The organism is Nocardioides sp. (assembly GCF_036405735.1).
In the GTDB taxonomy this organism is placed as follows: Bacteria; Actinomycetota; Actinomycetes; order Propionibacteriales; family Nocardioidaceae; genus Nocardioides.
On the sequence record NZ_DASWXC010000043.1, the window covers coordinates 1 to 22,711 of the forward strand.

Genomic DNA, 22,711 nt, shown 5'->3' on the forward strand with positions numbered 1-22,711 from the left:
CCGGTCACACCCCCGTGGGAACGAAACCGTCCAAGAGAGGTCCAGACCGGCCCTCAGCGACGGCGGGCGCGGAGCGCGACCCCGGCGGCGACGGTGCCGGTCGCCGCGCCGGTCACCGCGCCCAGGAGGAGGCCGGCCCGGGCGGCCTTGCGGCCGGTGCGGTAGTCGCGGATCCGCCAGCCCTGCTCGCGGGCATGGGCCCGCAGCCTGGCATCGGGGTTGACCGCGCATGGGTCACCCACCAGCGCCAGCATCGGCAGGTCGTTGTAGGAGTCGGAGTACGCCGAACAGGCCAGCAGGTCCAGCGACTCCCGCTCCGCGAGCGCCTTGACCGCCACCGCCTTGGCCGGCCCGTGGAGCATCTCGCCGACCAGCTTGCCGGTGTAGACGCCGTCGACGTGCTCGGCGACGGTGCCCATCGCGCCGGTCAGACCCAGCCGGCGCGCGATGATCTCGGCGATCTCGACCGGGGCGGCGGTGACGAGCCAGACGCGCTGCCCCTGGTCGAGGTGGAGCTGGGCCAACGCGCGGGTGCCCGGCCAGATGCGATGGGCCATGGCCTCGTCGAAGATCTCCTCGGCGAGCGCCTGCAGCTCGCTGACGGTGTGCCCGGCGATGAAGCTGAGCGCAGAGTTGCGGGCATCGGCGACGTGCTCGGGGTCCTCCACCCCGGCGATGCGGAAGTAGGCCTGCTTCCAGGCCGCGCCGAGGATCTCGCGTGTGGTGAAGAACTGCCGGCGGTGCAGACCGCGCGCGAAGTGGAAGATGCTCGCGCCCTGCATGATCGTGTTGTCGACGTCAAAGAACGCCGCGGCCTCACGCTGGGCGGGCGTCGCCAGCGCGGACTCCACCTCGGCGGCCGCGGCCGCCGCCTCGCCGGCCAGCGTGGAGCGGCGTTGGAGGTTCTTGCGAGGCGCGGCCACGCGCTCAATCTAGGGGCACTGTGGTCATCGCGAAAGCGTCGGCCGGGTCTCCCGAACCTCTCCCGAACCCTGGGGACGCGCGGCGCCGCTGTGCGAAGATCGCGCACATGTCCCCACGCCCGCTCGGCATCGCCGACCTGCTCACCGCGGCCGCTGCCGAGAGCCCGGAGCGGCTCGCGCTGGTCGAGGCCGGCGGTCGGAGCCTGACCTGGGCGGGACTCGAGACGGAGGTCGCCCGAGTGGCGACCGGGCTGGGCCATGCCGGCGTCGTGGCCGGGCACCGGGTCGCGGTCGCGGTCACCAATCGGCTCGAGTTCGTGACGGCGTACCTCGCCGCCCTGCGGGTGCAGGCCGTCGCCGTCCCGGTGAACCCCCGGGCGACCGGCACCGAGATCGCCCGGATGCTCGCTGACTCCGGGGCCCGCCTGGTCGTCGCCGACGACGTCGCGGTGGACGCGGTCCGGGAGGCGCTGGGGTACGTCGACCGGGCGCTCGCGGGCGAGCTCGACCTGGGCCGCCTCGACGCGGAGCTGCTCACGCGCACCGTCCGTCCGCTGCTGTACGTGGTCGGCACGCCGGCCGCCGGCGAGCGCTCGTACGACGACCTGCGCGCCGCCGAGCCGCGCGAGCTGCCCCCGCTGCTGGATCCCGAGCGGCTGGCGGTGCTGCTCTACACCAGCGGCACCAGCGGTCGCCCGCGTGGCGCGATGCTGACCCACCGCGCCCTGGTCGCCAACATCGAGCAGGTGGCCCAGGTGGACCCGCCGATGATCCACGGGGACGACGTCGTGCTCGGCGTCCTCCCGCTCTTCCACGTCTACGGCCTCAACGCGGTGCTCGGCGCCGCGCTCCGCAGCCGCGCCAAGGTGCTGCTGGTCGATCGGTTCGACCCGCAGGGCACACTCGACCTGATCGAGGACGAGGCGTGCAGCGTCGTGCCGGTCGCCCCGCCCGTGGTCGCCTACTGGATGCGGGAGCCGGCGCTGGAGGAGCGGCTCGGTCCGGTGCGGCTGCTGCTGTCGGGCTCGGCCCCGCTCGACCCGGCACTGGTGGTGGCCTTCACCGAGCGCACCGGCATCCCCGTGCACCAGGGCTACGGCCTCACCGAGGCGGCCCCCGCCGTGACCTCGACACTGTGCTCGCGGGCGCTCGAGCCAGGCTCGGTCGGTGCCGCACTGCCGGGCATCGAGGTGAGGGTGGTCGACGACGACGGCCTGCCGGCCGAGCCCGGCGACCCCGGTGAGGTCCACGTGCGGGGCGCCAACCTCTTCAGCGGCTACTGGCCCGACGGTGCCGACGGCCCCGACGCCGATGGCTGGTGGGCCACCGGCGACGTCGGGCTGCTCTCGCCGGCCGGCGACCTCACGCTGGTCGACCGGCGCAAGGAGCTGGTGATCGTGTCCGGCTTCAACGTCTACCCGGTCGAGGTCGAGGACACCATCGCCGAGGTCGACGGCGTCGCGGACGTGGCGGTCATCGGCGTGCCCGACGAGACGAGCGGCGAGGCGGTCGTCGCCTACGTCGTACCCACCGCCGACGCCGACCCCGAGAAGCTGGCCGAGCGGGTGCGGCAGCGCTGCGCGGACCGGCTGGCGGGCTTCAAGCAGCCCTCCCGCGTCGAGATCGTCGGCGAGCTTCCCCACACGCCGACCGGCAAGGTGCAGAAGGGGCGGCTGCGGACCATCGAGCGCCGCCGGGCGCTCGGGCTGCTGGAGGAGCGGTGAGCGCGCCGCGCGTCACGCTCTACGGCCGGCCCGGCTGCCACCTGTGCGACGACGCCCGCGTGGTCATCGAGCGGGTGTGCGCCGAGCTCGGCGAGAGCTACGTCGAGATCTCGATCGACGACGACCCGGAGCTGCAGCGTCGCTTCGGCGAGGAGATCCCGGTGACGTTCGTCGACGGGCGCCAGCACGACTTCTGGCGGGTGAGCGAGCAGCGCCTCCGGACGGCGCTGACGGCTAGGTAAGGCCCGTCACACCGGCACAGTTTGTTCTCACGTTCACAAACTCCTACAGTGAAGGAGGCGTGCGGGCGTGTCCGGGCCGCGGTCGGTCCTCGCCCGACGCCGTGCACTGAGAAGAGTAGAGAGTGACCGCACGGACCCCTGCTGAGACCGTCCGGGACATCCCCGAGGCGACGGTCGCGCGGCTCCCGGTCTATCTCCGAGCCCTCACCGCGCTGGCCGAGTCCGGGATCACGACCTGCTCGAGCGAGGACCTCGCGTCGGCGGCCGGCGTCAACAGCGCCAAGCTGCGCAAGGACCTCTCCTACCTGGGCAGCTACGGCACCCGCGGCGTGGGGTATGACGTCGACTACCTGCGCTACCAGATCGCGCGCGAGATCGGCGTGACGCAGGACTGGCCCGTGGTCATCGTCGGGATCGGCAACCTCGGCCACGCGCTGGCGAACTTCTCCGGCTTCCGCAGCCGCGGCTTCCGCACCGTCGCGCTGCTCGACGCCGCCCCCCACCTCCACGGCGAGGAGGTCGCCGGCATCAAGGTGCAGCCCTTCGACGAGCTGGAGACCATCGTCCGGGAGAACTCCGTCGCGATCGGCGTCATCGCGACGCCCGCGGTGGCCGCGCAGGACGTCGCGGACCGGATGGTCGCCGCCGGCATCAGCAGCATCCTGAACTTCGCGCCGGCTGTGCTGTCGGTGCCGCCGGGGGTCGACGTGCGCAAGGTCGACCTCTCCATCGAGCTGCAGATCCTCGCCTACCACGAGCAGCGCAAGGCTCAGGGAGAGCCCGCATGAATCACCCCACTCGATTCTTCGCCTCCCCCGCTTCGCTCCGCCGTCGAACAATCGATCGGGGACCCCGATGAGCGTCCTGGTCGTCGGCATCTCCCACAACACCGCGCCGGTCGCCCTGCTCGAGCAGGTCGCCCTCGACGGTGACGGCGTGCAGAAGCTCGTCACCGAGGTCGCGTCCGGCGAGCACGTCGCCGAGGCGACGGTGATCTCCACCTGCAACCGGCTGGAGATCTACACCGAGGTGGACCGCTTCCACGGCTCGGTGGAGGCGCTCTCCAAGATGCTCATCGAGCGCGCCGGCGAGACCACCGAGGCGATGCTGCCGCACCTCTACGTCCACTACGACGACGGCGCCGTCTCCCATCTCTTCCAGGTCGCGGCCGGACTGGACTCCATGGCGGTCGGCGAGGGCCAGATCCTCGGACAGACCCGCGAGGCGCTCCGCCTCGGCCAGGAGCTCGGCACGGTCGGCCCCGCCCTGAACTCGCTGTTCCAGCAGGCGCTCCGCGTCGGCAAGCGCAGCCGCGCCGAGACCGACATCGACCGGGCCGCCCCGACGCTGGTGACCGCCGCGCTCGAGCGCGCGGTGCCCGAGGGCGTCGCCGGCCAGCGGGTCGTCGTGGTCGGCGCCGGCGCCATGGCCGGCCTGGCGACGGCCACGGTGGCCCGGGCCGGCGCGGCGGCGATCGTGGTCGTCAACCGGACCGCCGAGCGGGCCGAGCGGCTCGCCGCCGAGTACGGCGCCGTCGCCGCGCCTCTGTCCGACCTCGGCAAGGAGATCGCCGGCGCCGACGTCGTCATCACCTGCGCCGGCGCCCGGGGCGTGCTCGTCACCAGCGACATGGTCGCGGCCGCCCGCCCGGACGCGCGGCCGCTGGCGCTGGTCGACCTGGCGCTGCCCCACGACATCGACCCACAGGCCGCCGAGCTCCCCGGCGTCACGCTGGTCGGCCTGGCCGAGCTGGCGGCCTCGCTGCAGGCCACGGAGGCAGGGCAGGAGGTGGCCGCCGTACGCCGGATCGTGACGCAGGAGGTCGCCGCCTTCCTCAACGCGCGCCGCCAGGCCAGCGTCACCCCGACCGTCGTCGCACTGCGCTCGATGGCCACCAGCGTCGTCGACGCCGAGATGGCGCGCCTGGACAACCGGCTGCCCGACCTCGACCCGCGGGCACGCGCCGAGGTGCTGCAGACCGTGCGACGCGTCGCCGACAAGCTGCTGCACGAGCCCACGGTCCGGGTGCGCGAGCTGGCCAACGAGACCGGCGCGGTCTCGTACGCCGCCGCGCTCGCCGAGCTGTTCGCGCTCGACCCCGACGCCGTCGACGCGGTCACCCGCTCGACCGTCGCGCCCGAGGAGGGAGCCGAGTGAGCCCCGTGAGCCCCGTGAGCCCCGGGACGACCATCCGGGTCGGCACCCGCCGGTCCGTGCTCGCCACGACCCAGGCCGGCCACGTAGCCGACCTGATCCGCGAGCGGCTCGGCCGCGAGGTCGAGCTCGTCGAGGTGGTCACCCACGGCGACCGGACCCAGGCCGCCGGAACCCCACTGGCCAGGACCGCGCTCGCCGGGACCGGCGTGTTCGTCAGCGAGCTGCGCGACGCGCTGCTGGCCGGCGAGGTCGACGTCGCCGTGCACTCGCTCAAGGATCTGCCGACCTATCCGCATCCCGGCGTCGCGCTGGTCGCGGTGCCGCCGCGCGAGGACCCGCGCGACGTGGTCGTGGCCCGCGACGGCCTCACCCTGGGCGAGCTGCCGCCGGGTGCCAAGGTCGGCACCGGCGCGCCGCGACGGGTGGCGCAGCTGCACGCCCTCGGCCTCGGTTTGGACCTGGTGGGGCTTCGTGGAAACGTTGACACCAGGATCGGAAAGGTTCGCTCCGGGGAGTACGACGCCGTGGTGCTCGCCCGGGCCGGGCTGGCGCGGATCGGCCGCCTCGACGAGGTGACCGAGACGCTCGACCCGCTGCAGCTGCTCCCCGCCCCCGGGCAGGGAGCGCTCGGGGTGGAGTGCCGGGCCGACGACGAGCTGGCGGAGGTGCTCGCCGTACTGGAGGACCCCCGTTCCCGGGCTGCGGTCGACGCCGAGCGGGCCCTGCTCGCCACCCTCGAGGGTGGTTGTGCGGCCCCGATCGGTGCGTTGGCGGAGGTCGTCGAGGGTGAGGACGGTGAGGAGCTCTGGCTGCGGGCGGTGGCACTCTCGCCGGACGGGGCGCTCGCGGTGCGCCGCTCGGCGACGGGCTCGCCGGCGGAGGCAGCCGAGGTGGGGGTCCGGCTGGCGAAGGAGATGCTCGCCGAGGGAGCAGCAGACCTCGAGGTGCGTGCGGCCACGGGCCGAGGACAGCAAGACGAAGGTGCAGCGTCGCAGGGCGCTGACGAGCTAGATGAAGGTAAGTAGGGCATGACGCGAGCCAAGACCCCCCGGACCGACGCACCCGGCTGGGTGTCGTTCGTCGGGAGCGGACCGGGTGACCCCGATCTCCTCACCGTGCGTGCCGCCGACCTGATCCGCCAGGCCGACGTTGTCATCACCGAGGACCCCACGCACGCGCCGCTGGTGCGTGCCCTGCTCGGCCTGCCCGAGCCCGACGCGGACGCGACCGAGACCGCCGGCCCCGAGCTGGTCGACGGGGGCTTCGGCGAGGACGGCCAGCCGCTGACCCACGCCGCCCGCGCGAAGGTCGTCGTCAAGCACGCCAAGCGAGGCGGCACCGTCGTCCGGCTCATCTCCGGCGACCCCTTCCTCTACGCCTCCGGCCCCGAGGAGGCGCAGGCCTGCGCCAAGGCCGGGATCGGGTTCGAGATCGTGCCCGGCGTCTCGTCGGTCACCGCCGTCCCGGCGTACGCCGGCATCCCGCTGACCACCAAGGACCACCGCGAGGTGGCCGTGGTGACGTGCGGCGAGAAGGTCGACTGGAGCCGGTACGCCGACGACCGCACCCTGGTGCTGCTCTCCGGCGTCGGCCTGATCGGCGACATCGCCCAGCAGCTCGTCGCCGCGGGCCGCTCGCCGCAGACGCCGGTCGCGATGACGCGGGTCGGCACCACCACCGAGCAGCAGACCGTGCGCTCGACGCTGGCCGACATCGCGGCCGACGCGCGCGCCGCCCGGATGGCCCCGCCGGCCATCATCGTGGTCGGCAAGGTCGTCGACCTGCGCGAGACGCTGTCGTGGTTCGAGACCAAGCCGCTGTTCGGCTGGCGCGTGCTGGTGCCGCGCACCAAGGAGCAGGCGCCGATCCTGTCCGCGCGACTGCGCGGCTACGGCGCGGTGCCCGAGGAGGTGCCGACCATCTCGGTCGAGCCGCCGCGCAACCCGCAGCAGATGGACAAGGCCATCCGTGGTCTGGTCGAGGGTCGCTACGAGTGGGTCGCCTTCACCTCCGTGAACGCCGTGCGCGCGGTGCGGGAGAAGTTCGACGAGTACGGCCTCGACGCCCGCGCCTTCTCCGGCCTGAAGATCGCCGCCGTCGGCGACAAGACCTCCGCCTCGCTGCTCGAGTGGGGCCTGCGGCCCGACCTGGTGCCCTCGGGTGAGCAGTCCGCCGCCGGGCTGCTGGAGGACTGGCCGGAGTACGACGAGCTGCTCGACCCCATCAACCGGGTCTTCCTGCCGCGCGCCGACATCGCGACCGAGAACCTCGTCGCCGGCCTGGTCGACCTGGGCTGGGAGTGCGACGACGTCACGGCGTACCGCACCGTGCGGGCCGCGCCGCCGCCGGCGCCGACCCGCGACGCGATCAAGACCGGCAAGTTCGACGCGGTCGTCTTCACCTCGTCCTCGACGGTGCGCAACCTGGTCGGCATCGCCGGCAAGCCGCACCCCTCCACCGTGATCGCCGTCATCGGCCCGGCGACCGCCAAGACCGCCGAGGAGCACGGCCTGCGGGTCGACGTACTCGCCGCGTCGCCGTCGGTCGAGGCGCTCACCACCGCGCTCGCCGACTTCGGCGCCGCACGGCGGGCCGCGATGGTCGAGGCCGGCCAGCCGGTCACCAAGCCGTCGGAGAGGAAGCCTGCCGCCCGGAGGGCACGGGCCAAGTGAGCGCCCGGGCAGCCGCGAAGCGAAGCGAGCGGCTGTCCGGAAGGCCCAGTCGATGAGGAGATCGAGTTGAGCGAGATCGACAAGCCCCTGATCCGCCCGCGTCGGCTGCGCACCACGCCGGCGCTGCGCCGGATGGTGGCGGAGACCTCGGTGGAGCCGCGACAGCTGGTGCTGCCCGTGTTCGTGCGGGAGGGCATCACCGAGCCGGTCGCGATCTCCTCGATGCCCGGCGTGGTCCAGCACACGCGGGACTCGCTGCGCCGGGCCGTCGCGGAGGCGGCCGAGCTGGGCATCGGCGGGGTGATGCTGTTCGGCGTACCCGTGGCCAAGGACGCCACCGGCTCCGGCGCCGTCGACCCTGACGGCATCCTCAACCTCGCGATCGCCGACGTGGTCGCCGAGGTGGGCGACAGCCTCACGGTGATGGCCGACCTGTGCCTGGACGAGTTCACCGATCACGGTCACTGCGGCGTGCTCACCCCCGACGGCCGGGTCGACAACGACCGGACCCTGCGGATCTATGCCGAGATGGCGCTGGCCCAGGCCGCAGCCGGCGTCGACATGGTCGGTCCGTCCGGGATGATGGACGGCCAGGTCGCGGTGATCCGGGCCGCGCTCGACGCCGCCGACCACAGCGAGGTGTCGATCCTGGCGTACGGCGCGAAGTACGCCTCTGCCTTCTTCGGGCCGTTCCGCGAGGCGGTCGGCTCCTCGCTCGAGGGCGACCGCCGCACCTACCAGCAGGACCCGGCCAACGCGCTCGAGGGCGTCCGGGAGGCCGTGCTCGACGTCGAGCAGGGGGCCGACATCGTCATGGTGAAGCCGGCGCTGCCCTACCTCGACGTGGTGCGCGCGGTCCGCGAGGCGGTCGACGTCCCGGTGGCGGCGTACAACGTCTCCGGCGAATACGCCATGCTCGAGGCGGCCGCCGCCAACGGCTGGATCGACCGGGAGCCGGCCATCCTCGAGACCCTGCTCTCCATCCGCCGCGCCGGCGCGGACGTCATCCTGACCTACTGGGCGACCGAGGCGGCACGTCTCCTGTCCCGCTGAGGCGTCGCCTCCCGGGCCGGTCGGACCGTGGCGCGCAAACTGTCACCGTGACACTTCGCTCCTGGAGTGACCCTTCAAAGGGTCACCGGTGCCGCCAACTGTCACGGTGACCTTTTGAAGGGTCACGGTGACAGTTTGGCAACGGCACGGCGAGGGCACGGACGACGAAGGCCCGGACCGGATCGGTCCGGGCCTTCGCCACCACCCCACCGGAGGTCAGTTGCCGAACAGCCCGCCCCCCAGGCCGTCGAGGAGCCCGTTCACGAAGCCGGCGAGACCGGCGACGACGCCGCCGACGGCCGCCTGCGCCTCGGGAAGGGTCTTGCCCTGGAGCTGGTTGACGCACTTGTCGACCGCATCGCTCAGGTTCACACCCGACAGCCCGCTGTACTTCGCGGTCAGGGCATTCGTGCACACGGTCACCAGCTGCTGCGTGGTCGCCGCCACCGTCTTGACCGGCTCCGCGACGGCGGTCGAGGTCGGGATGGACGGCTTGGGCGCTGTCGGCGTCGTGGCGTCGTCGTCCTTCGGCGGCGTGGTCGCGGGCTGCTCCGGCTGCCGGGCCTGGACCGTCCCGGGAGCGCCGGCGGCGACGGTGGTCGTGCCGGGCTTCTTCTTGCCCTTCTTGGCCTTGTCCTTGGCCGGCGCGATCACGCTGTAGTCGGGGACGAAGTAGCTCGCGGCCACGGTGTAGTTCGGGACCGAGGTGAAGTCGCCGGCCTCGTAGGCGCGCATGACCGCGAGCACGGTGGCGACGTACGACGCCGAGTGGTTGTAGCGGTACACCGCGGCGGACTGGCCCTTGGTGCTCGACAGGTCGTCCTCGCCCGAGCACAGGTAGACGGCCGACGCGAGCGCGGAGTCGTTGATGTCCTGCGGGTTGCGCTGGCCGTCGCCGTCGGCGTCGACCCCGACCGCGGACCATGTGGACGGGATGAACTGCATGGGGCCGACCGCGCGGTCGAAGGCGGTGTCGCCGTCGTACTGCCCGCCGTCGGTGTCGGTCACCTGCGACGTGCCGGCCTGGCCGTCGAGCGCGGGCCCGACGATGCCGGGCCGGGCGATGCCGTCGGCGTCGAGCAGGTTGCCGTTGGCACGGCCGTGGTTGGACTCCACCCGGCCGATGGCGGCGACCAGCTGCCAGCCGAGCCGGCAGGTCGGGTCGGCGCGGTTGATGACGGTCTCGGCGCGCTGGTACGCCGCCAGCGCGGCTGCCGGGATGGAGGCGGCCGAGGCAGTGGAGACGATCTGCGTGGTGCTCTCATGCGCGCCGCCGGGGGCGGCCACCGGCGGCAGGGAGACGCTGGCGGGCGCCTCGATCGCCTGCGCGGGCACGTCGGTGCCGTCGGACAGCTGCCCGGTCGGGTCCGCCGACGCGTGCGTGAAGCCGACACCGCTGACGCTGGCCGTCGCGGCTGCCGACAGCAGCGCGAGCGGAATGAGCGCGGTGGCCTTCTGGATCCGGCCGAAGCGCGAGGCTGACATCTGTTCTCCCTGTCCCTGCTCCCATGTGACGCAGGTCCCAACGAGTCGTGTCGCACCTAAGTTACGCCGCGTCGGGCCTGAGGGGGATGAGGTACCCAGAAGAGGGTGGCGGTCAGCGTGGCCGGCGTACCACCCCTCGCCCCGAAGGGGCGTTCCTTGGTCACCTCGGAGACAATGAGCGGGTGCCCACGCTCGACACCGGTCATGTGCCTGCCTCCGAGGAGCTGTTCGCGCGCGCCAAGGCAGTGACGCCGGGCGGCGTCAACAGCCCCGTGCGCGCGTTCAACGCCGTCGGCGGCACGCCGCGCTTCATCCGCGAGGCGAAGGGCGCCTGGCTGACCGACGTGGACGGCAACTCCTACGTCGACCTGATCTGCTCCTGGGGCCCGATGCTGCTCGGCCACGCCCACCCCGAGGTGCAGGCCGCGGTCCAGGCCGCGGTGGCGCGCGGGACGTCGTACGGCACGCCGACCGAGCCCGAGGTCGAGCTCGCCGAGGAGATCGTCGCGCGCACCAGCGTGGAGGAGGTCCGCTTCGTCAGCAGCGGCACGGAGGCCACGATGAGCGCCATCCGGCTCGCGCGCGGCTTCACCGGCCGCGACGTGGTCATCAAGTTCGCCGGCTGCTACCACGGCCACGTCGACGCGCTGCTCGCCTCGGCCGGCTCCGGTCTGGCGACCTTCGCGGTGCCCGGTACGCCGGGCGTCCCGGCCAGCAGCACCGAGCTCACCGTGGTGCTGCCGTACAACGACCGGGCGGCGGTCACGCAGGCCTTCGCCGAGTACGGCGACCGGGTCGCCTGCCTGATCACCGAGGCGGCCCCCGGCAACATGGGCGTGGTCCCGCCCGAGACCCAGCACGGCCAGAGCTTCAACGCCTTCCTCGCGGACACCTGCCGGCAGCACGGTGCGCTGTTCATCTCCGACGAGGTGATGACCGGATTCCGTGTCACCCGCCAGGGTCAGTGGGGTCTCGACGGGGCCGTGGAGGGCTGGACCCCCGACCTGGTCACGTTCGGCAAGGTGATGGGCGGTGGCTTCCCGGCCGCGGCGTTCGGCGGCCGCGCCGACGTCATGCGCCGGCTCTCGCCGGAGGGCCCGGTCTACCAGGCCGGCACGCTGAGCGGGAACCCGGTCGCCACCACCGCCGGCCTGGCCACCCTGCGGCTCGCGACGCAGGAGGTCTACGACCACATCGGCGCCGCCGCCGAGACCGTGAAGGCGGCCGCGTCCGACGCCCTCACCAAGGCCGGCGTCGCCCACGTGGTGCAGGAGAGCGGGACGATGTTCTCGGTCTTCTTCACCGACCGGCCGGTGCGCGACTTCACCGATGCCTCGACGACCGACGTGGCGGCGTACGCCGCGTTCTTCCACTCCATGCTGCGCGACGGCGTCTACCTGCCGCCGAGCGCGTTCGAGGCGTGGTTCCTCTCCAGTGCTCACGACGACGCGGCCGTGCAGCGGATCGTCGACGCGCTGCCCGCCGCGGCGGACGCGGCTGCGCGGGTCTCGACAAGCTCGACCAACGAACAGGCGGAGATCCGATGACCGAGACGATCGTCCACCTGCTGCGGCACGGCGAGGTCCACAACCCCGCCGGTGTGCTGTACGGCCGGATGGAGGGCTTCCACCTCTCCGAGCGCGGCCAGGCCATGGCGCAGCGGGTCGCCGACGTCGCCGGCGAGCGCGACATCACCCACCTGGTGTCCAGCCCGCTCGAGCGGGCCCGCGAGACCATCGCGCCCCTCGCGGCGGTCAAGGGACTTGAGGTCACGCTCGACGAGCGCGTCATCGAGTCGGAGAACTGGTTCCAGGGCAAGACCTTCGCCCCCGGCGACAACGCGCTCTCGCACCCGTCGGCGTGGCTGAAGCTGTGGAACCCGTTCCGGCCCTCGTGGGGCGAGCCCTACAAGGAGATCGTCGCCCGGATGATGGCCGCGGTAAACGACGTCCGCGCGGCCGCCGAGGGCCACGAGGCCGTCATCGTCTCCCACCAGCTGCCGATCTGGACCACCCGGCTGCACGTCGAGGGACGGTCCTTCCTGCACGACCCGCGCAAGCGGCAGTGCACGCTGTGCTCGCTGACCTCGCTCCACTTCGACGGGGACCGGCTGGCCCGGGTGTCCTACAGCGAGCCGGCGATCGACCTGATCCCGGTCAAGGACCGCACCGCGCCGTACTCCGCCGGCGACGCCCCGCAGGAGCGGAAGCCCTGACCATGCTCCGCCGTGTCACACCCGTTGCGGTCTGCTCTGCCCTGCTGATGCTGCTCGCCCTGCTCTCAGGGTGCGGCAGCCTCTCGGGCACCAACGAGGGCGGCTACATCACCGGCGACGGCCAGGCCCTGGAGTACCCCGCCGACAAGCGAGGCGAGCCCGTCAGCCTCAGCGGCACCACCCACACCGGCGACCAGCTCGACCTCGCGGACATCACCGCCAAGGCGGTCGTCGTCAACGTCTGGTGGTCGGGCTGTGGCCCGTGCCGCACCGAGATGCCGATGCTGCAGAGGCTGTCCGGGGAACTGGCCGGGACCGCGGAGTTCGTCGGCATCAACATCCGCGACAACAGCCGCGAGAGCGGACTCGCCTTCGAGCGCGACCTCGGCGTGACCTACCCGTCGATCTACTCGCCCGACGGTCGCGCCCTGCTCGGGTTCCATCGTCGGCTGCCGGCCGCGCTGCCCGTCACCGTCGTGCTCGACGCGGAGCGCCGCATCGCGGGGATGGTGAGCGGCCCGATCCCGAGCGAGCTCACGCTGACCGACCTGGTCGAGTGCGCGGCCGACAGCAACGCCTGCGGGAGCACCGATGGGTGAGTGGTTCAGCGACACCGCGCTGTCCGGGTCGCTCGTGCTCGCCGTACCCGTGGCCGTCGTCGTCGGGCTGGTCTCCTTCTTCTCCCCGTGCGTGATCCCACTGCTGCCGGCCTACCTCTCCTACGCCACGGGCCTGTCCGGGGCCGACCTGGCGTCGGGCAACGTACGCCGGGGCCGCATGCTGCTCGGCGCCTCGCTGTTCGTGCTGGGCTTCTCCGTGGTCTTCGTGCTGCTCGGCATGGCGGGCGGGACCGTCGGCGTCTGGCTGGTCGACTACCAGCGGGAGCTGGCGGTGGTGCTCGGGCTGCTCTCGATCCTGATGGGCTTCGTCTTCCTCGGACTCGTGCCCTGGCTGCAGCGTGACCTCCGGGTCCACAAGGTCCCGGCGGTCGGCGTGGCCGCCGCCCCCCTGCTCGGGGTGCTCTTCGGTGTCGGCTGGACGCCGTGCATGGGCCCGACGCTCGGGGTGATGTTCACCCTGGCGAGCAACGAGGGCACCACGGCGCGGGGCGGGCTGCTGCTGGGCTTCTACGCCCTGGGCCTGGGCGTGCCGTTCCTCCTCGTCGCGGTGGCGTGGCGCCGGGCGCTGCGGGCGCTGTCCGTGATCCGCCGTCACCAGGCGGCCGTGACCCGCGTCGGCGGCGCGCTCTTCGTGCTGATCGGGATCGCGCTGCTCACCGGCTGGTGGGACTACGCCGTGCAGTGGTTGCAGATCAACCTTGTGAGTGACTGGAAGGTCGCCGTATGACCCGGCCGGGGCAGCTGCCTGACATCTCCGACGACGCCGCCGTGGGGGAGCGGTCGGAGGCGCCAGGTGGCCGCCGCTCCGGTGAGCTCACCGCGCGCGAGCTGCTGCGCTGGGCGTGGCGGCAGCTGACCTCGATGCGGACGGCGCTGGTGCTGCTGCTGCTCCTGGCGTTGGCCAGCGTGCCGGGATCGGTGATCCCGCAGTCCGGCGTCGACTCCCTCGGCGTCTCGCAGTGGCAGGACGACCACCCGAAGCTCACTCCGGTCTACGAGCGGCTCGGCCTCTTCGACGTCTACTCCTCGCCGTGGTTCGCCGCGATCTACCTGCTGCTGATGGTCTCGCTCGTCGGCTGCATCCTGCCCCGGCTCGCGGTCTACTGGCGCGCGATGTGCGCGCAGCCGCCGGCCGCGCCCCGCAACCTGACCCGGCTGCCGGACTCCGCCTCCTACCTCACCGACGAGGCGCCGGAGGTGGTGCTCGCGCGGGCCCGCGGGATCTTGCGCGGGCACCGGCTGCGCGACGGCGAGCGCGCCGACGCGGTCTCCGCGGAGCGCGGCCACCTGCGGGAGGCCGGGAACCTGCTGTTCCACCTCTCGCTGATCATCGTGCTGGTCGGCTTCGCGATGGGCAGCATGCTGGGCTACAAGGGCGGCGTCATCGTCGTGGTGGGCAAGGACTACGGCTTCACCAACACCCTCAACCAGTACGACGACTTCGACCCGGGCAGCCTGTTCCGCGCCGACGATCTCGACCCGTTCACGTTCAACATCGCCGACTTCAACGTCGAGTGGCTGATGGACGGCCCGCGCCAGGGCATGGCCCGCGGCTTCGAGTCGACCCTGGACTACTGCCAGAAGTGCGACGGCACCGACGACCGGACCTACGACCTGAAGGTCAACCACCCGCTGGACATCGGCGGCACCGAGGTCTTCCTCATCGGCCACGGCTACGCCCCGGTCATCACGATCCGCGACGGCGAAGGCAACATCGCCTACTCCGGGCCCACGGTCTTCCTGCCCGAGAACCAGACCTTCTTCTCCTTCGGCGTCGTCAAGGCGCCGACCGCGAAGCCGCAGCAGATCGGCCTGGACGGCGTCTTCTACCCCACCTTCATCCTTGACGACCGGGGCAACCCGGCCACGCTGATGGGGCAGGCCAACAACCCGCTGATCTCGATGCTGGTGCACACCGGCGACCTGAACCTCGACGCCGGCCCGCAGTCGGTCTACTACCTCGACAAGTCCAAGACGCAGCAGGTGATGACGCCCGGAGAGCGCGAGAAGCCGCTGCGCCTCGATCTCAGCCTCGGGGAGTCCGCGACGCTGCCCGACGGGCTCGGCACGGTCTCCTTCGACGGCGTCGAGCGCTGGAACAAGCTGCAGATCAGCCAGTCGCCGGGCAAGCGCATCGCGCTGGCCGGGGTCGTCCTGGCACTGCTGGGCCTGCTCGGGTCGCTGTTCATCCGGCCGCGGCGGGTCTGGGTTCGCGCCCGGCGTACCGACGACGGCACACTGGTCGAGGTCGCCGCACTCGACCGCTCCGGCGGCGGGGACACCGCCGCGGTCGTGACCGAGCTGGTCGCGGCGCTCCGCGGCCCCGACGACACGAAGGATCAGCCATGACCGACACCAGCTGGGAGACGCTCTCCAACCAGGCCGTGGCGGCCGCGGGGGTGGTCTACTTCCTCGCGCTCATCGCGCACCTGGTCGAGTGGTCGGCAATCTCCGCGAAGAAGCGGGTCGCCGTCGAGGCGCTCGTCGGTGCCGGTGGCCCCGAGACGACGGCCGACCTGCCGGCGGAGCAGCACCAGCGCGGGGCGTTCTTCGCTCGCCTCGGGGTGCTGCTGACGGGCATCGCCGCCGCGTGCCACCTGGTCGCCCTGGTCGCCCGCGGACTCGCCGCCGACCCGGACCGGGTGCCGTGGGGCAACATGTACGAGTTCACGCTGTCGGGCACCTTCGTGGTGACGGCGGCGTACCTGCTGCTGTTGCGCCGGTTCCGGCTCGGCTGGATGGCGCCGCTCGTCGTCGGCTTCGTCGTGGTCTGCCTGATGGTCGCGGTGATCTGGCTCTACGAGCCGGTCGCCCCGCTGACCGAGGCGCTCAACTCGTACTGGCTGGTCATCCACGTCATCTCGGCCATCCTCGCCACGGGCGCGTTCACCCTCGCCGGCATCGCGTCGATCGTCTACCTCGTGAAGGCCCGCAAGCCCGAGGTCACCACCGGCTGGCTGGGCCGGGTGCCGTCGCTCGACGTGCTCGACCGGGTGGCCTACCGCATCCACGCGTTCGCCTTCCCGGTGTGGACCTTCGCGGTGCTCATCACCGGCCCGATCTGGGCGCACGAGGCCTGGGCGTCGTACTGGAACTGGGACCCTAAGGAGGTCTGGGCGTTCATCACCTGGGTCGTCTACGCGGGCTACCTCCACGCCCGCGCGACCGCCGGCTGGAAGGGCCGCAATGCCGCCATCCTGGCGCTGGTCGGCCTCGCGACGCTGTGGTTCAACTTCATCGGGATCAACTACTTCTCCAGCTCGACGCAGCACGGCTACGCCGCCCCGGCGCTGGTGAGCCCGGATCTGTCGGCGAGCGCGGAATCACCGGTTAACCGGTGAAACTCGGACTTCGGGGGCGTTGCAACGCCCCCGAAGTCGCGGAATCCCCGGTTAACCGGGGATTCCGCGCCGGACCGCCGATCACCCCTCCGGGTCGTCGGGGAAGAGCCGCTTGCGGTCGAGGTCGCGGAGGAACTCCTCGTCGTCGTCGGGCCCGAGGGGGCCGCGCGTGGGGCGGGGGCGGCGCGCCGTACGTCCGGGCGGTGGGACGCGGAACTGCGGGCGCCCCGGCTGGACGACACCGCGACGCTGGATGACTCGGAGGGTCAGGTACGTCACGGCTGCGATCAGCATCACGACCAGCAGCAGCTTAAGCACACCTCCACGATAGAACGGATGTGGTGAGACGCGCCTAGGCTGAGAGCCGTGAAGGAGTTCCTGGTCTACACCGCGCTGCGTCTGCTGCTGCTCGTCGCCACGTTCGCGATCCTCGCCGGCGCCTGGATCCTCGTCGCGGACACCCTCGCATGGTTCCCCGTGCTGCTCGCCTCGTTCATCGTCAGCGGCATCGCGTCGTACTTCCTCCTCAACCCGCAGCGGGCCGCGTTCGCCCGCCGGGTGGAGCAGCGCGCGCAGGCCGCGTCGCAGAGGTTCGACGAGATGCGGTCCAAGGAGGACTGAGCGCGCCGGGCCAGCGCCGTACGCTGACGGCGTGGCCCGTGACCGCACCGATTGTCGCCGCGACGAGGATGTGAGCGGCCAGCTCGGATCCTCGCTGCGGCACTTCATCCACACCGAGACTGCCGGCGCCGGCCTGCTCGTCGCCGCGACGCTGCTCGCGCTGGTCTGGGCGAACTCCTCCTGGTCGGAGAGCTACGTCGAGCTGTGGCACACCCACCTGCAGCTCTCGCTCGGGTCGATGTCGCTCGACATGGACCTGCACCATTGGGTCAACGACGGGCTGATGGTGGTGTTCTTCTTCGTCATCGGCCTGGAGGTACGCCGTGAGTTCGCGGTCGGTGAGCTCACCGACCGGCGACGCATCGTCGTGCCGGTCGTCGCCGGCATCGGCGGCGATGGTTGTGCCGGCGCTGCTCTACCTCGCGCTCAACCCCACCGGCGAGGCAGCCCGCGGCTGGGGCGCGGTGATCGGCACCGACACGGCCTTCCTGCTCGGCATGCTCGCCCTGGTCGGGCCCGCCGTCTCGACCCAGCTGAGGATCTTCCTGCTCACCCTGACCGTCATCGACGACATCGTCGCGGTCAGCGTCATCGGCCTCGCCTACACCGATCAGGTCGACCTGGGCCCGCTGCTGGTGGCGCTCGCCGCCCTCGCGGGCATCGCGGTGCTGGACCGGCTGGCGATGTGGCGCTCCGCGCCGTACGTCGCTCTGGTGGTCGTGGCCTGGCTGGCGACCGTCTCGTCCGGGCTGCACGCCGCCATCGCCGGCATGCTCGCCGGCCTCCTGGTGCCCGCCGCCGAGCCCAGCCGGGCGCGCATGCAGGCGGCGGCCGCGCAGTTCCGGGCGTTCCGGCAGTCGCCGCTGCCGGGCCTGCAGCGGGAGACCCGGGACCACCTGACCCGCACCATCAGCGTCAACGAGCGGATGCAGGAGGCCCTGCACGGCCCGACCAGCTTCGTGGTGGTGCCCGTCTTCGCGCTCGCCAACGCCGGCGTGGACCTGCGCGGCGGCGTGCTGGCCGAGGCGCTCGGCTCGCCGGTCACCTGGGGCATCGTGCTGGCGCTGGTGGTGGGCAAGCTGGCCGGCATCGGCCTCGGTGGCTGGCTGGCGGTCCGCACGGGGATGGGCCGGCTGCCGCAGGGCGTCGGCGGCGGCCACCTGGCCGGCGGGGCGGCGCTCTCGGGCATCGGCTTCACCGTCTCGCTGCTGATCCTGGGACTGGCCTTCGAGGACCCCGCACTGCAGCGGCAGGCGGTGGTCGGCGTACTCCTCTCCGTGGTGCTGGCCAGCGCCGTCGGCTGGCTGCTGTTCGCGGGTGCCGCGCGATTCCTCGGCCAGCGCGACGCGGCCCTTCCGACGGTGCTCAGCGAGCCGGTCGACCCGGCCCGCGACCACATCCGAGGGCCGGTCGACGCGCCGATCACGCTGGTGGAGTACCTCGACTTCGAGTGCCCGTTCTGCGGCAAGGCGACCGGCGCCGCCCGCGAGGTGCGCGAGCACTTCGGCGACCGGCTGCGCTACGTCGCACGCCACCTGCCGCTGCCGGTCCACCCGCACGCCCCGCAGGCCGCCCTGGCAGCGGAGGCCGCGGGCCGGCAGGGCCGCTACTGGGAGATGCACGACCTGCTCTTCGCCCACCAGGACGAGCTCGAGCACGAGGACCTCGCCGGTTACGCCGGCACCCTCGGCCTCGACATCGAGCAGTTCCTCCGCGACCTGCAGGACGAGGCGCTCGCCCGGCACGTGCGCGACGACATGGAGAGCGCCGCGGCGAGCGGTGTGCGTAGCACCCCCACCTTCTTCGTCGGCGAGACCCGCCACCAGGGGCAGTGGGACGCGCCGACCCTCATCGCCGCCCTGGAGCGCTCGGTGCTCTCCGGGACACGTTCGAGGCGGTGAGGGCGTCGGTCGCGGAATCCCCGGTTACCGGGGGATTCCGCGACTTCGGGGGCGTTGCAACGCCCCCGGAGTTCAAGAACCGGCCCCGGAGTGTGACCGCCGGGACTGCTGGGGTCAGGCCACCAGCAGCGGTACGGCGACCAGCACCGCCCAGGCCAGCTCGGCCTTCCCCGTCGACTGCAGCACGGGGATGAGCGCCGGCCCCGAGGCGCCGCCGCTGACCGCCCGGACCGACGGCGCGGCCACCGCCAGGAAGCCGAGGCCGACCAACGCGACCCACGTCGTGACGCTGGCGACCGCGACGACGGCGGCCGCCGCGGCGAGGACGAGCAGGGCGAAGAGCGCCCGGGTGCGGCCGTCGCCCAGTCGCACCGCCAGGGTGCGCTTGCCGGCGACGGTGTCGGTGGGGATGTCGCGCAGGTTGTTGGCGACCAGGATCGCGCAGGCCAGCGCGCCGATGCCCACGGCGGCGTAGAGCGCCGGCCACTCCCACGACTCGGTCTGCACGTAGGTGGTGCCCACGACCGCCACCAGTCCGAAGAAGACGAACACCATGACCTCGCCGAGCCCGGCGTAGCCGTACGGTCGCGTGCCGCCGGTGTAGAACCACGCCGCGACGATGCACAGCAGTCCGACGGCGAGCAGCCACCAGGCGGTGGTCGCGGCGAGCGCCAGGCCCGCGACGCCCGCGACACCGAGGGCGAGGAACGCCGCGCGCTTGACCGCACCCGGGGCGGCGAGCCGCGAGCCGGTCAGCCGCAGCGGTCCGACCCGCTCGTCGTCGGTGCCGCGGATGCCGTCGGAGTAGTCGTTGGCGTAGTTGACCCCCACCTGGAGCGCGAGGGCGACCAGGAGGCACAGCAGGGCCTTCCACCACACCGCCTCACCGGCGTACGCCGCGACGGCGGTGCCGGCCAGGACCGGCGAGACGGCTGCGGGGAGGGTCTTCGGGCGTGCGCCCTGGAGCCATTCGGAAGGTGTCGCCACGAGGCGCCAGTCTGCCGTGTGAAGCAGTCCCCGCGGGCGTTGGGTCGCTCCCGCTTCACACAGCGACTCACACAGCGACTCACACGGCGACGCGGGCCAGGTGGCGCTCGGCCGCACGGGAGGCGGGGCCGATGGCGACGGCGGCCGCGACCACGATCAGGGCGATGATCACCCAGCCGGGGGCGCCCAGCGTCATGGCGAGGAAGGTGTAGAGGGCCGGCGACCAGACCTCGCTGAGCGTGTAGCCGAGGGAGGAGACGCCCTGGTAGTCGCCGAGCCGGTCGGGGTCGGAGAGCTCCGAGACCAGACCCCACATGCCGGCGGACTGGAACAGCTCCGACCCGGTCACCGTCACGTGGCCCACCCAGACGAGCACGATCGTCACCCAGCCGGTGGTGTCGTGGGTGACCAGGACGATGCCGCAGGAGAGCACGAAGCAGGCGGCGCCGCGGTACTGCGCGCGCAGCGACTGCGCCACCGTGGTGACCCCGCGCGCCGCGGCGACCTGGAGGAACACCGCCATCACCGTGTTGGTCCCGAACAGCCAGGCCAGCAGCACCCGCGGCGCGTCGGTCTCGTCCACCAGCCACAGCGGGATGACGACGTTGAGCAGGACCCCGTGGGTGCTGAGCACGCCGTTCGCGATCGACATCAGCAGGAAGCCGCGGTTGCGCAGGGCGCTGCCCTTCTCGCCGGCGTGCTCCACCGCGGTCTCCAGCGGCAGCTCGGGCACCCGGTCCACGGCCGGGGCGAGGCCGGGGAGCCGCGCGACCCAGGCAGTGTTGCCGACGAGCAGAAGGCCGGTCAGGACCGGCACCAGCTCCATGGCGTGGTCGGACTCCAGCGCCAGCGCCATGCCGGCGAGCAGGGCGCCCAGCGTGTAGCCGACATTGCGGGCGGCCCGCAGGTAAGCCTGGCTGGCGACCCGCTTCTCACGCGGGAACACCGCGATCGTGTACGCGTTGCGGCCCGAACGCATCGCGGACTCGACGACGCTCATCGCCGCCATGACGGCGAGGAAGAGCGCGAAGCCGTCGATGAGGGGCCACAGCAGGTACAGCGCCGCCTGGAGCGCGGCCATCGCGACCCACGCCCGCTGGGCGCCGGCCCGGTCGACCCAGCGCCCGGTCGGCACCGAGGCGAGGAACTGCACGCCGGCGGCCACGGAGAGGCCGATGCCGACCTCCTGGGCCGACAACCCGACCAGCTGGGTGAAGTAGAACGCCGATCCGGTCAGGAACGCGCCCTCACCGAAGGCGGAGAGGACCGACTGGAATGCGAGCCGGCGGACGAGGGGATCGGGTCCGAGGATCCGCTGGGCCAGTCCGAGCACCGTCGCCCGCCTTCCTGGGTCTCTTGATGTCGAGATGTTTACCTTCGCAGGCAGATTATCTTGATGTCAAGATACTGCGGGCGGAGGTGGCGGAGTCGCCGCCTGGACGATCCCGACGTCTTGGCCGGCGTCGACACCGGCGTCGGCGAGCACCTCCTGCGGCGTCTCCGCGACCGGCTCGAAGTGCTCACGCGCGAACCGCTCCGCGCTGCGCACCGCCGGCCCCAGGCCGAGCGCCGCGGCGACGATGATGCCGGCGATCACCAGCCAGCCCTGGTTGCCCCACTCGAGCGCGAGGAAGGTGAACAGTGCCGGCGCCCAGCGCGAGCCGAGCGCACCGAAGACGTCCTGGACGCCCTGGTACTCGCCGCGCCGGGTCGGCTCCATCAGCTCGGCCTGGAAGGACCAGCTCGACGCCGAGATGAAGAGCTCGGCGCCCGTCACCGCGACGTGACCCAGCCAGACCAGGAAGATCGTGAGCAGACCGGAGGTGGAGTGGGTGGCCATCGTGATGACGCAGGCGCCCACGAAGAACGCCGTGGACACCCACACGCAGCGCAGCGCGGTGCGCAGGTCGCGCACGAAGTGAGCGGTGTACGGCGGGAGGAAGATGCACAGCACCGTGTTGGTGGCGAACAGCCAGGCCAGGACCCACTTCGGGGCGTCGGTGGCGTCGATCAGCCACAGCGGGATGACGGTGTGCAGCAGGACCTGGTTGGTCCACATGGTGCCGGTGAAGAACGACACGACCATCCAGCCGCGGTTGCGCAGCGGCCCGGGGCCGGTGTGGACGACCGGCGCCGCCCGCTCGGCGACCCGCACGTCGTGCGACGCCCGCGGCAGCCGGGTGATCCAGTAGGCGTTGCACGCCAGCATCGCCGCCGTGAACACCGGGACCCACCGCAGCGGCCCCTCGCCCGGGAACACCAGCGCGATCGCGCCCAGGCCGGCGCCGAGCGTGAAGCCGACGTTGAGCGAGGAGTACATGTAGGCCTGCGTCCGCACCCGCTCCTCGGGCGAGAGGATGTCGAGCACGTAGGCGTTGCGGCCCGCACTGCCGGCCGCCTCCATCGAGCCGAGGAAGATCGTGAGGGCGGCGTACTGCCAGAACTCGCTGATCAGCGGCAGCGCTGCGAAGCTCGAGGCCTGGCCGAACGCCGTCAGCGCCCACATCCGCTTCGGCCCGACGTGGTCGACCAGGCGGCCGGCGGGGTAGGCGACGAGGAACTCCGCCACGCCGCCGATGGTCAGCGCCAGACCCACCTGGGCCGGCGTCAGCCCGGCGACATGGAGGAAGAACGCCGCGCTGACGGTCAGGAACGTGCCCTCGCCGGAGGAGAACAGGATCGACTGCGTCGCGAGCCGCCGAGACATCGGAGTCGGCGGGAGCAGGCGCGCCAGGAAACCCGGCACCGGGAGGCGGGAGGGCATGGACCA

Annotated in this window: 21 protein-coding genes and 1 pseudogene; 16 read left to right on the plus strand and 6 right to left on the minus strand. The window is 72.4% G+C overall.

The genetic code is table 11. The features are described from left to right. Positions 1-53: 53 nt before the first annotated feature. Positions 54-923, minus strand: a complete 870-nt coding sequence (locus tag VGE38_RS06115) for an HAD family hydrolase (protein WP_331141648.1) — start codon at positions 921-923, stop codon at positions 54-56. A gap of 107 nt (positions 924-1,030) precedes the next feature. On the opposite strand from VGE38_RS06115, the gene VGE38_RS06120 reads away from it, so the two are divergent. The 7 genes from VGE38_RS06120 to hemB all read left to right on the plus strand — a co-directional run bounded on the left by VGE38_RS06120 (position 1,031) and on the right by hemB (position 8,771). After that, positions 1,031-2,647, plus strand: a complete 1,617-nt coding sequence (locus tag VGE38_RS06120) for a class I adenylate-forming enzyme family protein (protein WP_331141649.1) — start codon at positions 1,031-1,033, stop codon at positions 2,645-2,647. Next, positions 2,644-2,889, plus strand: coding sequence for a glutaredoxin family protein (locus VGE38_RS06125; RefSeq protein ID WP_331141650.1), 246 nt, complete (start codon positions 2,644-2,646; stop codon positions 2,887-2,889). The genes VGE38_RS06120 and VGE38_RS06125 overlap by 4 nt, the downstream gene beginning before the upstream one ends. Before the next feature lie 122 nt (positions 2,890-3,011). Further along, positions 3,012-3,677 (plus strand): redox-sensing transcriptional repressor Rex, encoded by a 666-nt coding sequence (locus VGE38_RS06130; RefSeq protein WP_331141651.1) that lies wholly within the window; start codon positions 3,012-3,014, stop codon positions 3,675-3,677. Between the two features lie 67 nt (positions 3,678-3,744). Next, positions 3,745-5,046: a glutamyl-tRNA reductase gene (locus tag VGE38_RS06135; protein WP_331141652.1), complete on the plus strand. Its 1,302-nt coding sequence runs from the start codon at positions 3,745-3,747 to the stop codon at positions 5,044-5,046. Further along, positions 5,043-6,071 (plus strand): hydroxymethylbilane synthase, encoded by a 1,029-nt coding sequence (gene hemC / locus VGE38_RS06140; RefSeq protein ID WP_331141653.1) that lies wholly within the window; start codon positions 5,043-5,045, stop codon positions 6,069-6,071. Before VGE38_RS06135 ends, hemC begins: the two co-directional genes overlap by 4 nt. A 3-nt stretch (positions 6,072-6,074) precedes the next feature. Then, a complete protein-coding gene (locus VGE38_RS06145) occupies positions 6,075-7,718 on the plus strand; it encodes a bifunctional uroporphyrinogen-III C-methyltransferase/uroporphyrinogen-III synthase (RefSeq protein ID WP_331141654.1) in 1,644 nt (547 codons plus the stop codon). Positions 7,719-7,793: 75 nt separating this feature from the next. Further along, complete coding sequence (gene hemB, locus VGE38_RS06150) at positions 7,794-8,771, plus strand: porphobilinogen synthase (protein ID WP_414690894.1); 978 nt, start codon at positions 7,794-7,796, stop codon at positions 8,769-8,771. 216 nt (positions 8,772-8,987) lie between these two features. Here hemB and VGE38_RS06155 read toward each other — a convergent pair whose 3' ends face one another. After that, on the minus strand, positions 8,988-10,256 hold the full coding sequence (locus VGE38_RS06155) for a lytic transglycosylase domain-containing protein (RefSeq protein ID WP_331141656.1): 1,269 nt from the start codon (positions 10,254-10,256) through the stop codon (positions 8,988-8,990). 182 nt (positions 10,257-10,438) lie between these two features. Here VGE38_RS06155 and hemL point away from each other — a divergent pair, with 182 nt between their 5' ends. From hemL to ccsB, 6 genes are read left to right on the plus strand one after another with little or no spacing between them, the layout of a single operon-like run. Beyond that, positions 10,439-11,803 (plus strand): glutamate-1-semialdehyde 2,1-aminomutase, encoded by a 1,365-nt coding sequence (gene hemL, locus VGE38_RS06160; RefSeq protein WP_331141657.1) that lies wholly within the window; start codon positions 10,439-10,441, stop codon positions 11,801-11,803. Continuing rightward, a complete protein-coding gene (locus VGE38_RS06165; RefSeq protein ID WP_331141658.1) occupies positions 11,800-12,471 on the plus strand; it encodes a histidine phosphatase family protein in 672 nt (223 codons plus the stop codon). Before hemL ends, VGE38_RS06165 begins: the two co-directional genes overlap by 4 nt. A 2-nt stretch (positions 12,472-12,473) precedes the next feature. After that, on the plus strand, positions 12,474-13,070 hold the full coding sequence (locus VGE38_RS06170; RefSeq protein WP_331141659.1) for a TlpA family protein disulfide reductase: 597 nt from the start codon (positions 12,474-12,476) through the stop codon (positions 13,068-13,070). After that, a complete protein-coding gene (locus VGE38_RS06175; RefSeq protein ID WP_331141660.1) occupies positions 13,063-13,818 on the plus strand; it encodes a cytochrome c biogenesis CcdA family protein in 756 nt (251 codons plus the stop codon). Before VGE38_RS06170 ends, VGE38_RS06175 begins: the two co-directional genes overlap by 8 nt. Continuing rightward, positions 13,815-15,440, plus strand: coding sequence for a cytochrome c biogenesis protein ResB (resB, locus tag VGE38_RS06180; RefSeq protein ID WP_331141661.1), 1,626 nt, complete (start codon positions 13,815-13,817; stop codon positions 15,438-15,440). Before VGE38_RS06175 ends, resB begins: the two co-directional genes overlap by 4 nt. Next, positions 15,437-16,432: a c-type cytochrome biogenesis protein CcsB gene (gene ccsB, locus VGE38_RS06185; RefSeq protein ID WP_331141662.1), complete on the plus strand. Its 996-nt coding sequence runs from the start codon at positions 15,437-15,439 to the stop codon at positions 16,430-16,432. The genes resB and ccsB overlap by 4 nt, the downstream gene beginning before the upstream one ends. Positions 16,433-16,513: 81 nt before the next feature. On the opposite strand, the gene VGE38_RS06190 is transcribed toward ccsB, so the two are convergent. Further along, positions 16,514-16,750, minus strand: a complete 237-nt coding sequence (locus VGE38_RS06190; protein ID WP_331141663.1) for a hypothetical protein — start codon at positions 16,748-16,750, stop codon at positions 16,514-16,516. A gap of 48 nt (positions 16,751-16,798) precedes the next feature. Here VGE38_RS06190 and VGE38_RS06195 point away from each other — a divergent pair, with 48 nt between their 5' ends. The 3 genes and pseudogenes from VGE38_RS06195 (at position 16,799) to VGE38_RS06205 (ending at position 18,954) form a co-directional block, all read left to right on the plus strand. Beyond that, the gene (locus tag VGE38_RS06195; protein WP_331141664.1) at positions 16,799-17,053 is read left to right on the plus strand and encodes a DUF4229 domain-containing protein; all 255 of its coding nucleotides are present in this window, start codon (positions 16,799-16,801) and stop codon (positions 17,051-17,053) included. Between the two features lie 70 nt (positions 17,054-17,123). After that, positions 17,124-17,375: pseudogene (locus VGE38_RS06200) on the plus strand (Na+/H+ antiporter NhaA); the annotation flags it as partial. A gap of 73 nt (positions 17,376-17,448) precedes the next feature. Next, positions 17,449-18,954 (plus strand): Na+/H+ antiporter NhaA, encoded by a 1,506-nt coding sequence (locus tag VGE38_RS06205; protein WP_331141665.1) that lies wholly within the window; start codon positions 17,449-17,451, stop codon positions 18,952-18,954. A 114-nt stretch (positions 18,955-19,068) separates the two neighbouring features. Here VGE38_RS06205 and VGE38_RS06210 read toward each other — a convergent pair whose 3' ends face one another. The 3 genes from VGE38_RS06210 to VGE38_RS06220 form a co-directional block, all read right to left on the minus strand. Beyond that, on the minus strand, positions 19,069-19,941 hold the full coding sequence (locus VGE38_RS06210) for a 1,4-dihydroxy-2-naphthoate polyprenyltransferase (RefSeq protein WP_331141666.1): 873 nt from the start codon (positions 19,939-19,941) through the stop codon (positions 19,069-19,071). A 79-nt stretch (positions 19,942-20,020) separates the two neighbouring features. Then, positions 20,021-21,274, minus strand: coding sequence for an MFS transporter (locus VGE38_RS06215; RefSeq protein ID WP_331141667.1), 1,254 nt, complete (start codon positions 21,272-21,274; stop codon positions 20,021-20,023). A 66-nt stretch (positions 21,275-21,340) separates the two neighbouring features. Next, the gene (locus VGE38_RS06220; RefSeq protein WP_331141668.1) at positions 21,341-22,705 is read right to left on the minus strand and encodes an MFS transporter; all 1,365 of its coding nucleotides are present in this window, start codon (positions 22,703-22,705) and stop codon (positions 21,341-21,343) included. Positions 22,706-22,711: the final 6 nt, after the last annotated feature.

Bases quoted from the DNA above. Each gene is read 5' to 3' on its own strand.
- ccsB (WP_331141662.1), top strand. From the start codon at position 15,437: ATGACCGACACCAGCTGGGAGACGCTCTCCAACCAGGCCGTGGCGGCC.
- VGE38_RS06175 (WP_331141660.1), top strand. From the start codon at position 13,063: ATGGGTGAGTGGTTCAGCGACACCGCGCTGTCCGGGTCGCTCGTGCTC.
- VGE38_RS06155 (WP_331141656.1), bottom strand. From the start codon at position 10,256: ATGTCAGCCTCGCGCTTCGGCCGGATCCAGAAGGCCACCGCGCTCATT.
- resB (WP_331141661.1), top strand. From the start codon at position 13,815: ATGACCCGGCCGGGGCAGCTGCCTGACATCTCCGACGACGCCGCCGTG.
- VGE38_RS06220 (WP_331141668.1), bottom strand. From the start codon at position 22,705: ATGCCCTCCCGCCTCCCGGTGCCGGGTTTCCTGGCGCGCCTGCTCCCG.
- VGE38_RS06145 (WP_331141654.1), top strand. From the start codon at position 6,075: ATGACGCGAGCCAAGACCCCCCGGACCGACGCACCCGGCTGGGTGTCG.
- VGE38_RS06120 (WP_331141649.1), top strand. From the start codon at position 1,031: ATGTCCCCACGCCCGCTCGGCATCGCCGACCTGCTCACCGCGGCCGCT.
- VGE38_RS06205 (WP_331141665.1), top strand. From the start codon at position 17,449: ATGGTTGTGCCGGCGCTGCTCTACCTCGCGCTCAACCCCACCGGCGAG.
- VGE38_RS06135 (WP_331141652.1), top strand. From the start codon at position 3,745: ATGAGCGTCCTGGTCGTCGGCATCTCCCACAACACCGCGCCGGTCGCC.
- VGE38_RS06165 (WP_331141658.1), top strand. From the start codon at position 11,800: ATGACCGAGACGATCGTCCACCTGCTGCGGCACGGCGAGGTCCACAAC.
- VGE38_RS06170 (WP_331141659.1), top strand. From the start codon at position 12,474: ATGCTCCGCCGTGTCACACCCGTTGCGGTCTGCTCTGCCCTGCTGATG.